Source organism: Mycobacterium sp. (assembly GCF_032161845.1).
Lineage (GTDB): Bacteria > Actinomycetota > Actinomycetes > Mycobacteriales > Mycobacteriaceae > Mycobacterium.
Genome location: NZ_JAVRQA010000259.1, coordinates 1 through 10,278, shown reverse-complemented (window position 1 = coordinate 10,278; position 10,278 = coordinate 1). Strand labels below are relative to the sequence as shown.

Here is a 10,278-nt window from a genome sequence, read left to right as displayed (position 1 = left end):
GTCGACATGCACGGCACCGGGCAGAACGACTGGGTGCTTGTGATCGACTTCACCCTGCGCGGAATCACCAAACGCCTACCACTGGCGTTCTCATTTCTCGGCGTGAGCGCCGGCATGGGTCACGGTGAAGTGGCCGGGTTCGAAGGTGTGATCACACTGAGGCGTAGCGATTTCGGCGTTCTGACCGACACCCCCGTGTTAGCCGGGGGCGGCCCGATGCTCGGAGACACCGTCGACGTCACCGTGTGTTTAGAGGCGGTCAAGGCACCCGCCGCGCCGACGGGATGAGAGGGCGACGCCACACCCGCCCACTAGAGAAGGAGAGTTCAATCCCATGCCCATCTACCAATGCGTCACCCAACCGGAGCTCCTGACCGTCGACAAGCGGGCCGAGATAGCCAGGGAAATCACCCGCATCCACTGCGAGATCACCGGCGCACCAGCGGCATTCGTCAACGTCGTCTTCCTCGACGCGCCCGACGGGCGGTTGTTCACCGCCGGGCGACCGTCGTCACACTCGGTGATCGGCGGCGATATCCGGCACGGGCGTGACGTCGAGACCCGCCAAGAGTTGCTGCGCGCGCTCTCTACGATGTGGACCGCCATCACCGGGCAACCCGAAGCCGAGCTGATCGTGGGACTGCGAGAGATCCCATCCGAGAATGCCATGGAAGCCGGCCTGATCTTCCCGGCACCAGGTCAGGAAGAGGCCTGGCTCAACGCCAATCGCGAACGCCTCACCGAACTCGGACTCAGCTAGCCTGCACGACCGTGCACGTCGGCGGCGCAGGGCCGTGGGTCCGACGCGGCACCGGCCAGACAACCGTTGGGTTGAGAAAGAAGAACGATGAAAAGAAGCATCATGAGCGGTCTCAGCATTGTCGACGGCATGAACACGGCTGCTGCGGCGAAGGGCCGCAACCCTTTCGACGTCGACGCTCTGGTCAGGAGGACCCGCGGCAACACAACGGGGGAGACGAACCACGCCGCTCCGGCCGGCGACATCGTCGTCATTCTTCGACTGCACGAGGCGGAGGTTGTTGCCAGTGCCTGACTATGGTCACCCGTTGCGATTCGGAACGTTCATCTCCCCGACAAACTCGCCTGCGCACCGTCCGGTCGAGTTGTCCCAGCTCAGCGAGCGACTGGGTTTCGACCTCGTCACCTTTCAGGATCACCCGTACCTGTCCAACTTCCTCGACACCTGGACTCTGCTCAGCTGGGTAGCCGCACGAACCGAACGCATCGGTATATCGGGCAACGTGCTCAACTTGCCGCTGCGCCAGCCGCCTGCCGTGCTCGCCCGCGCAGCTGCCAGCCTTGACCTGCTCTCCGGTGGCCGGGTGACACTCGGGATCGGAGCCGGGAACTATTGGGATTCCATCGAAGCGATCGGTGGACGCAGATTGACCCCACGGCAAAGCGTGCAGGCAGTCGGTGAGTCCATCGACGTGATCCGGGCGATCTGGGACGCTGACGATCCCAGCGCCGCCCACATCGACGGCGAGTACTACAAGGTCGACGACGTCGAGCGCGGACCCGCACCGGCACACCAGATTCCGATCGTGCTTGGCGCCTACAAGTCGAAGATGCTCGATCTGGTCGGGCGCAGGGCCGACGGCTGGCTGCCGACGCTGCCGGGCATGGAACCCGGCGGCCTCGCGCGAGGAAACGCCGTCATCGACGGCGCCGCACGGGCCGCTGGCCGCGATCCCCGTCAGATCACCCGTCTGCTCAACATCTACCCGGACCAGACTTCCGAGGCGCTGACCCGAATGGCCCTGGAGGATGGGGTCAGCACCTTCATCGTGGTCAGCGACGAATCCGAGGTGCTCGAACGCTTTGCCGCCGAGCTGATCCCAGCCGTACGCGAGCAGGTAGCCCGCCAACGCACATGACCATGTCGAGACGATGCAGAACGTCACCGATGGCGAGCGTACGGGAACTGCACGTGGCGAAGAGCCGGGCACGAGGCGGTGCTCGACCCTCTGGCGGGCGCTTTGTAGGTACGCGGCGCTAATCCTCAGTGGGGGCCGGCCCGCCTAGCGGCGGAGTCCTGCCCTCTCGGGTCACCTCACCCATGGCCGGCCAGACCAGAAGTCATTGTCGGTGCGGTCAACGGTCACAAGATCGGCACCCCAATGAAAGCTCCACGCCCACGGGATCCGAGGACTCGGAATGCTCGAACCCCCAACGGCCGTGGTGAGGCAAGTTAGTGTCTCGCAGATGATCGACTTCCAGAACGGTGTCTTCGTCAAGCTCGGGCCGAGCGATCCCGCACCCGTCGCCGCTGAGCTGGCGCCAATCTTGGTGGATGGCGAGCGCGTGCATCTCAGCTTCAAAGGGATGCGTGACTCGGTTGTCTTCACCAACAAGCGACTCATAGCTATCAACGTGCAAGGAATTACGGGCAAGAAGCGTGACTATTCCTCGTTGCCGTACAGCAAGATTCAGGCCTGGAGCATCGAAACTGCCGGTCGGTTCGATATCGACGCCGAGCTGGAACTGTGGTTCTCCGGCCTCGGGAAGGTGCGTCTGGACTTCAAAGGACAGGTCGATATCCGCACCATTGGCAAGCTCATCGGTGACTATGTGCTTTGACCGATTGGGGTTACAAGGTGATCAAGTGCTCGATGGGCCGAAAGTCGGGCAATGAGCTTCTCGCGCGGGACTAGCTGACAACCGCGCCTCACGTCGGACGGCCGCCACCAAGTCCCCAAGAGATTAAAACCAAGCATTGGTCCGCTAGTCCTTGCATGTCACGCCGCGCGGTTCGCGGCTGCGACGCTGGCGATCCACGAATCGCCGCAGCTAACGCACACAAGTGGATACCACAATGCTCTAGAGGGATGACGGGCAGTGGTTGCGTTGGTGCCAACCGACTGCAGGAAATCGTTGAGCGGGGCGGACACATCAGCCGCAACTAGCAGACCGCACCCCTCGGCAGTTACAGAGTCTTTGGCCACTATGCCATTTCGCTCTGCAAGAGCCTCTAGGTCGGCTCTGTCGATCTCGTTTCCGGAGCTGTCGGTTGTCGACCCGGTGAAGAACACGGAGAGCCCTGACTTTAGGGCAACGGTGTCCTCGATGGTGCGATTCCTTGCGCTTCATGCGAACGATCGCAGGACTGGGTGCCGTAGGCTTCAAATGGCATTTCATAGGCGTAGGAGCATGGTGTGGCGCGTGTGCGGAATCAGGACGCCCGGCGGCGTCAGCTGGCCGCGGTGGCGATCGACGTCATCGCCGAGCGCGGTCTCGGGGCGGTGCGCGTCAAGGACATCGCCGAAGCCGCAGAGGTGTCGCCACGCCTGGTCGCCTACTACTACCCCGAGATCGACGACCTCATCGACGAGGTGTACCGCATCGCGGTGGATCGGTACTACTGGCAGCGGTTAGAGGCGATCACCAAGCTCGACAGTCCGGTGGACCGACTCGCCAACCTCATCGAATCCGGTTTGCCCGCAGGCGAAGACGATGTATTGAGCCGCGCGCTTTACGAGTTCTCGGTCAACGCCGGGCGCGACCCCGCCCACGGCACGTTGATGACACTGTTGTTCGAGCGTGAGGTGTCGCTCTACGTGGCGGTTCTCGAAGCAGGCCGCGCCTGCGGAGATTTCGCCCTGTCAGAACCGGTGCAGGCGGTTGCCCAGAATTTCGTGGCACTCGAAGACGCTTTCGGCATGTACCTCAACGGCGGAAACTCATCGCTGGATGCCACCGCGGCCACCGCACTGCTGCGGAGCTATGCGCGGTCTGCAACCGGCGTGGAACTGTAGCTAGACCGCAGTCAGGGCTTGACGTCTCACCAATGCGGGTGCATTCTTTGCGTCTAAGCGCAAAGAATGAGGTAGAGGGACGGCCATGGTTGAGCAGACAGGTTTCTTCCACGACGAGCGCTGTCTGTGGCACAGCACGGGGGAGGCCGTGCTGTTCCTGCCCGTCGGCGGGTGGCTGCAACCGTTGGCAGGTGGCGGCCATCCCGAGTCGCCCGAGTCGAAACGGCGTCTCAAGTCGCTGCTCGACGTGTCGGGCCTGACCGCCCAACTGGCAGTGAGCAGCGCCGAACCCGCCGACATGAACGATCTGCTCCGCGTGCACACAGCGGGGTACATCGACCGCTTCCAGACATTGAGCTCAGGCCGCGGAGGCGAGATCGGTCCCGAAGCCATCTTCTCCCACGGCGGCTTCGAGATCGCCGCACTGTCGGCCGGCTTGGCCAAGCGGGCGGTCGCCGACGTACTCGACGGCATCCGGCCCAACGCATATTCGCTGTCACGCCCACCGGGACACCACTGCCTACCCGACAGCGGCATGGGATTCTGCCTGCTGGCCAACATTCCCATCGCGATCGAAGCCGCGAAAGCGAGTCGCGGCCTCGGCAAGGTCGCCGTCCTAGACTGGGATGTTCACCACGGCAATGGAACTCAACACATCTACTACCAGCGTGACGACGTGTTGACGATTTCGCTGCACCAGGAGAACTGCTTCCCGACCGATAGCGGCGCCGTCGCGGAGCGTGGCGAAGGACCGGGAGTCGGCTTCAACGTCAACGTGCCCCTACCGCCCGGCTCGGGCCACGAAACCTATTTGCATGCCATGCGCACCATTGTCATCCCAGCCCTGGAGAAGTTCCGGCCCGACCTCATCGTGGTGGCCAGCGGGCTCGACGCCAACGCCGTCGATCCGCTGGCTCGACAACTGCTGCACGCCGGTTCTTTCCGCGAGATGACCCGCCTGGTCAACGACGCCGCCGACAACCTGTGCGGCGGCCGGCTCGTCGTCGTGCACGAAGGTGGCTACGCCGAGTCCGCCGTGCCCTTCTGCGGTCTGGCGATCATCGAAACACTGGCCGGCATCAACACCGAGGTCGTCGACCCCTTCGAAGAGACATTCATCGCCCAGCAACCGACACCTCGAGTCGTCGACTACCAAATCGCGATCGTCGATGACATCGCCCGGGATCTGAAAGGACCGCAACACCAATGACCGACACCATCATCACCCCCCGAACCGAGCAGCCTGCAGCTCTTGGCCAGCTCGCCCAGCGCCACCTCATCATGAGTTTCACCGCGGGCTCGGCCTACACCGACGCACCGCCGCCGATCATGGTGCGCGGCCGCGGAAGTCTGCTCTGGGATGACCAGGGCAAGGAGTACATCGACGCGCTGGCGGGACTGTTCTGCGTCAACGTCGGCTACAGCTTCGGCGACGAGATCGGTGACGCGGTGCGTGACCAGATCGCCGAGCTGCCGTACTACACCAACTGGGGTGCCGCGCATCCACCGGCGGTGAAGCTCGCCGCCAAGATCGCCGAACTGGCTCCGCCCGGCCTTGACCGGGTGTACTTCACCTCGGGCGGCGGTGAGTCCAACGAAGCCGCCATCAAGCTCATCAGGCAGTATCACCAGGCGCGCGGTGAGCATTCCCGGATCAAGTTCATCTCACGGCGGGTGGCTTACCACGGCACCTCTTACGCGGCACTGTCATTGAACGGCATGACCAATCTGCGCAAGCAGTTCGAGCCTCTGATGTACGGCTCGCGCCACGTCTCGAACAGCAAGCGTTACAGGCGTCGCGCAGACGAGACCGAACAGCAGTTCACCGAGCTCCTGCTCAACGAGATCGAAACGCTGATCGTCCACGAGGGGCCCGACACGGTCGCCGGCATCTTCCTGGAGCCCCTGCAGAACGCCGGCGGATCCCTCGTTCCGCCGTCGGGATATCACGAAGGTGTGCGGGAGATCTGCGATCGCCACGGCATCGTCCTGGTGGCTGACGAGGTCATCTGCGGCTTTGGCCGCCTCGGTGAGTGGTTCGGCTCGACCCGGTTCGACGTGCGGCCCGACATCATCACGTTCGCCAAAGGTGTTTCCTCGGCGCATGTTCCGCTCGGCGGCATGATCACCACGTCCCACATCCTCGACACCGTGAACAACGGACCGGACGGCATGTACCTGCACGGCCTGACCTTCGGCGGGCATCCCGCGGCATGCGCTGCCGGGCTGGCGAACATCGCCGTGATGGAACGTGAGGACGTCCTCGGCAACGTCAAGCGCAACGAGGAGTACTTCCGGGCGCAACTCGACACCCTTCTCGAGCAGCCACTCGTCGGCGATGTCCGTGGGCTCGGTTACCACTACTCGTTGGAGCTGGTGACCGACAAGGCGCGCTGCACGTGGTCGGCCGAGACTAGCGCGAACGACTTCGTCTACACCCTCCTGCAACCCGCGCTGCTGGAGGCCGGGATTCTCTGCCGCGCGGCGGTGGACCACGAAGGCACCCCGCTGATGCAGTTCTCTCCGCCATTGGTGTTCAGCCGCAACGATATCGACACATTGGTCAGCCGGGTTCACCGAGTGCTCGACGAACTCGCCGCTCGCGTGTTGTAACCGATCGTCGAATTGCCCGTGGCTCCGGTCGGCCACGGGCAATTTCGCATGCTCGTAGCTAAGGCGTTGTGCGCCAACGTGTATCGGAATCCCCGATCTTCGAGACCAGAAAAGAGCGCTTTACAGATGCGCGGTGGGGCCGCAGTGTCTTGGACACGGGAGTGATCACGATCACTCGACCAACTCATGACGCGAAGGTATGAAACATGGCTGCAGACAAACGGTTCGAGGTCTCCGCCGGTGAGCAGACCGCTCGGGCGGCGAGTGAGACTCAGCATCTCCAAAAGACCCTCGGGCGCCTCGACATCATCTTCCTGATCGTCGCGGCGGTGGTCTCGATCGAGGTGCTGGGCCAGGTCTCCAGCTTCGGTGGGCAGACGTTCACCTGGGCGCTGGTGCTCGCCGTATTCTTCCTCGTACCCTACGGCCTCCTCTTTGCCGAGATCGGAAGCACGTTCACCGAGGAGGGCGGGGTCTATGTGTGGGTGCGGCGAGCGTTCGGCCGGCCGATGGCCGCCATCGCTGCCCTGCTGACGTGGGTGACGCAACCGGTCTGGGTCGGCGGGTCGTGCACGTTCATCGCCTCCGAGGTGTGGAGCCAGTACGTCACACCGTTCGAGCACGGCTCGTGGACCGACTACGCATTCAAGACGACGTTCATCTGGATGACCGTGCTGGCGGCCGTCATCAGCCTCAGGCACGGCAAGTGGATTCCCAACCTCGGTGCCATGCTCAAAATACTGTTCCTGCTGAGTTTCGTCGTGACCGCCGGGATCTATGCGGCGCGACACGGCCTCGCCGGATTGACGGCCAGTGACTTCTCCCCGACGCTGGCGGGACTGCTGGGCGTCACACCACTCCTGCTGTTCTCGTACCTGGGGTTCGAATCGGGCAACAGCGCCGCCGGCGAGATGAAGCGGCCGGGGCGCGACGTACCGATCGCGATCGCCAGGTCGTCCGCGATCGCCGCTGCCGCCTACCTTCTGCCGATCGCCGCGATTCTGTTGGTCGTGCCCGCTGAGCAGATCACCGGCATCGGTGGTCTCATGGACGCAGTCGCAATCGTCTACGGCGTCTACGGTTCGGCGGCACCGTTGATGCTGACCCTGACGGCGGTCACCTTCGCGCTGGTGCTGATGACGCAGGGTTCAGCTTGGATGATCATCAGTGATCGGATGCAGGCGATGGCCGCGGCGGACGGGTCGTTCTTCGGCGGCTACTTCGGCCGGTTCCATCCCAGGCTTGGCACGCCGGTGCGAGTGAACCTGCTCTCCGGTGTGGTTGGCACGGTCTTCATGGTGGCCGCGATGGCACTTAGCGGGTCCACGGCCGCGATATTCGCGGTGGTGTTGTCGATCGCGATCTCCACCTTCCTGCTGAGCTACCTCCTTGCGATCCCCGCGGCGGTTCGCCTTCGGACGGCATTCCCCGACATCCCACGGCCTTTCAGAGTGCCAGTGTCGGACAACGGATTCCGGGCGCTGGGCATTCTGTGCTTCGCGTGGGTGGCGCTGGGCAGTTGGGTCGCCGTCTTTCCCGGAACGTTGGAGCGGCTGTTCGGCCTGGATTACGACTTCGAGGAGATCTGGGGCGTCAGCGCCGGCGTCTTCGAACTGTTCACACTCGGCACGCTGGCGGCACTGGCTACCCTCGGCGTCGCCGGCTACGTCGTCGCCCGGCCCCTTCGGACCGAAAGGCCCACGGACGACCACGCTACATCGTCAAAACCGATTCAAAGTGCCAGTTCTTTGTGATTTACCTGTGCTGCTGAACGCCGAATACTGAGGTGATCGCGGTCACCCGCCGCAGTGAATCACCTGGAAAGCCGGTCCCCATGACTGAACCCGTTTCCGCTCCCGAGTCCATCGAACGTCGAACCATCGAGCACATCCCGCTCGACGAACGGCACGGCCGCGCCCGCGACCTGTTCACGGTGTGGTTCGGCTCGAACATCATGCTGCTGACCATCATTACCGGCGCCCTGTCCACCACGGTGTTCGGTCTGCCGCTGTGGGCGGGCGCAGCGTCGGTGGTGCTCGGCAACGTCATCGGCGCGGTCGTGATGGCATTGCACGCTGCCCAGGGCCCTCAGATGGGCGTTCCGCAGATGTTGCAGACCCGCGCCCAGTTCGGGTCCTACGGCAGCCTGCTGGTGGTCGTCCTGGTGGTGTTCATGTACCTGGGCTTCTTCGCCTCCAACGCGGTCCTCGGCGGCCAGGCTCTGGCTCAGGTCACCGGACTGCCCACCAACATCGCGATCGTGATCATCGGTCTGATCAGCGTCGCCGCCACGATCGTCGGCTACCGACTGATCCACAAGGTGACCGCCGTGCTGTCAGTGGTCGCCGGTGGGGCGTTGATCGTGGCCTTCGTCTGGATGATCGGCGTCAACGGCGTTCCGGCCGAGACCTGGCATTCCGGTGGGTTCACCTTGGCGGGCTTCATGGCCACCCTGTCGGTGGCCGCACTGTGGCAGATCGCTTATGCCCCTTACGTTTCGGACTACACCCGGTACATGCCACGCGACACCGGTCAGCGGGCCGCCTTCTGGGGCACCTACTCGGGGTGCGTGCTCGGGTCGGTCCTGCCGATGCTGCTCGGCGTTCTGGTGGGCGCCGCCCTGCCCGATGACGACACGTTGGATGGGCTGTCCACGCTGACCCATGGTGTGAGCACCGGAATCTTCGCCATCTTCGCGATCGGCATCACCGCCACCAACGCGATGAACCTGTACTGCGGGACGCTGTCGACGATCACCGTCGGGCAGACCTTCGTCCCGCGCTGGAAAGCCGGTGCCAGCGGCCGTGCCGTGGTGTCGCTCGTCCTGTTCGCGATCACGCTGGTGCCCGCGTTGCTCAGTGCCGAGGACTTCCTGGCCAACTACGCCAACTTCCTGGCTCTTCTGCTGTGTGTGCTGATCCCGTGGACGGCCGTCAATCTGGTCGACTTCTATCTGCTGCGGCACGGCGACTACGACATCGATGCCCTGTTCGAGCGCGACGGCGGCCGTTACGGCCAATTCAACTGGATCGCGATCGGCTGTTACTTCGCCGGCATCCTGGTGCAGATCCCGTTCCTGTCCACGACCCTGTTCACCGGCTTCATCGCCGAGAGCATGGGCAAGGTAGACATCTCCTGGATCGTCGGCCTGGCAGTGATCTGCCCGCTGTACTACGTGTTGATGAAGCCCAAGGTGCGTGCTCAGATGGTGGCCGGAGCACCGCTCCGCACCGGAAGCGCGGTATGACAACTGTTGACTATGTCGTTGTCGGCGGCGGAACTGCGGGATGCATTGTCGCCGCCCGACTCTCGGAGGATCCCGAGGTAACGGTGACAGTCCTGGAACCCGGCCCCTCCGACGCCGGAGAACCGCGTGCACTCGACATCCGCAGGTGGGCGGAAATGCTCGAAGGGGAATACGACCTCGACTACCGCAGCGTCGCGCAGGAACGGGGCAACTCGAATATCCGGCAGGCCCGAATGCGGATCCTGGGTGGCTGCTCGACTGCCAACACCATGATCACCTGGCGACCCCTGCCCGCCGATCTCGACGAGTGGGTCGCTCTCGGCGCCGAGGGCTGGGACGCTGCGTCGGTCCATCCGTATTACGACCGACTCGCCACGCCTATCAGCCCCGTGGCGGAGAAGGACCAGAACCCCTACGTCGCCGATGTGGTCGAGTCGGCGTGCCGGGCGCTCGACCTGCCCGCCCGTTCCCGATGGAACAGTGACGCCGACTTCGCCAAGACGGGAAGGGGGGCCGGGTTCTTCGAGATCGGCTACACCCCCGCAAGTCATCTCCGGTCATCGACGTCGGTGCACTACCTGCACGAGGTGATCGGTACCCGTGACAACCTCGACGTGCGGCACGGTATGCACGCGGATCGCG

General features: G+C 63.8%; 11 protein-coding genes. All 11 read left to right on the top strand.

Features of this window, described 5'->3' with window-relative positions:
* Positions 1-288 (top strand): YceI family protein (locus QOD90_RS14760; protein WP_526350931.1); only part of this gene is annotated, 288 nt, incomplete at its 5' end.
* A gap of 46 nt (positions 289-334) precedes the next feature.
* Entirely contained in the window at positions 335-760 is a 426-nt protein-coding gene (locus QOD90_RS14755; protein WP_526350929.1) for a tautomerase family protein, read from the top strand.
* A 102-nt stretch (positions 761-862) separates the two neighbouring features.
* Entirely contained in the window at positions 863-1,054 is a 192-nt protein-coding gene (locus tag QOD90_RS14750) for a hypothetical protein (protein WP_526350927.1), read from the top strand.
* Entirely contained in the window at positions 1,047-1,898 is an 852-nt protein-coding gene (locus QOD90_RS14745) for an LLM class flavin-dependent oxidoreductase (RefSeq protein ID WP_526350925.1), read from the top strand. The genes QOD90_RS14750 and QOD90_RS14745 overlap by 8 nt, the downstream gene beginning before the upstream one ends.
* A gap of 328 nt (positions 1,899-2,226) precedes the next feature.
* Entirely contained in the window at positions 2,227-2,601 is a 375-nt protein-coding gene (locus QOD90_RS14740; protein ID WP_526350923.1) for a PH domain-containing protein, read from the top strand.
* Between the two features lie 575 nt (positions 2,602-3,176).
* Positions 3,177-3,776, top strand: coding sequence for a TetR/AcrR family transcriptional regulator (locus QOD90_RS14735; protein ID WP_526350921.1), 600 nt, complete (start codon positions 3,177-3,179; stop codon positions 3,774-3,776).
* An 85-nt stretch (positions 3,777-3,861) separates the two neighbouring features.
* Complete coding sequence (locus QOD90_RS14730; RefSeq protein WP_526350919.1) at positions 3,862-4,986, top strand: histone deacetylase-like amidohydrolase; 1,125 nt, start codon at positions 3,862-3,864, stop codon at positions 4,984-4,986.
* The gene (locus QOD90_RS14725; RefSeq protein ID WP_526350917.1) at positions 4,983-6,389 is read left to right on the top strand and encodes an aspartate aminotransferase family protein; all 1,407 of its coding nucleotides are present in this window, start codon (positions 4,983-4,985) and stop codon (positions 6,387-6,389) included. Before QOD90_RS14730 ends, QOD90_RS14725 begins: the two co-directional genes overlap by 4 nt.
* Before the next feature lie 206 nt (positions 6,390-6,595).
* A complete protein-coding gene (locus QOD90_RS14720) occupies positions 6,596-8,143 on the top strand; it encodes an amino acid permease (protein ID WP_526350915.1) in 1,548 nt (515 codons plus the stop codon).
* Between the two features lie 80 nt (positions 8,144-8,223).
* A complete protein-coding gene (locus QOD90_RS14715) occupies positions 8,224-9,636 on the top strand; it encodes a purine-cytosine permease family protein (protein WP_526350913.1) in 1,413 nt (470 codons plus the stop codon).
* On the top strand, positions 9,633-10,278 hold a 646-nt coding region (locus QOD90_RS14710), incomplete at its 3' end, for a GMC family oxidoreductase N-terminal domain-containing protein (protein ID WP_526350911.1). The genes QOD90_RS14715 and QOD90_RS14710, both read left to right, overlap by 4 nt.

Excerpts from the sequence above, each read along its gene's own strand:
- QOD90_RS14740 (WP_526350923.1), top strand. The coding sequence starts at position 2,227 with ATGATCGACTTCCAGAACGGTGTCTTCGTCAAGCTCGGGCCGAGCGAT.
- QOD90_RS14730 (WP_526350919.1), top strand. The coding sequence starts at position 3,862 with ATGGTTGAGCAGACAGGTTTCTTCCACGACGAGCGCTGTCTGTGGCAC.
- QOD90_RS14755 (WP_526350929.1), top strand. The coding sequence starts at position 335 with ATGCCCATCTACCAATGCGTCACCCAACCGGAGCTCCTGACCGTCGAC.
- QOD90_RS14725 (WP_526350917.1), top strand. The coding sequence starts at position 4,983 with ATGACCGACACCATCATCACCCCCCGAACCGAGCAGCCTGCAGCTCTT.
- QOD90_RS14720 (WP_526350915.1), top strand. The coding sequence starts at position 6,596 with ATGGCTGCAGACAAACGGTTCGAGGTCTCCGCCGGTGAGCAGACCGCT.
- QOD90_RS14715 (WP_526350913.1), top strand. The coding sequence starts at position 8,224 with ATGACTGAACCCGTTTCCGCTCCCGAGTCCATCGAACGTCGAACCATC.
- QOD90_RS14750 (WP_526350927.1), top strand. The coding sequence starts at position 863 with ATGAGCGGTCTCAGCATTGTCGACGGCATGAACACGGCTGCTGCGGCG.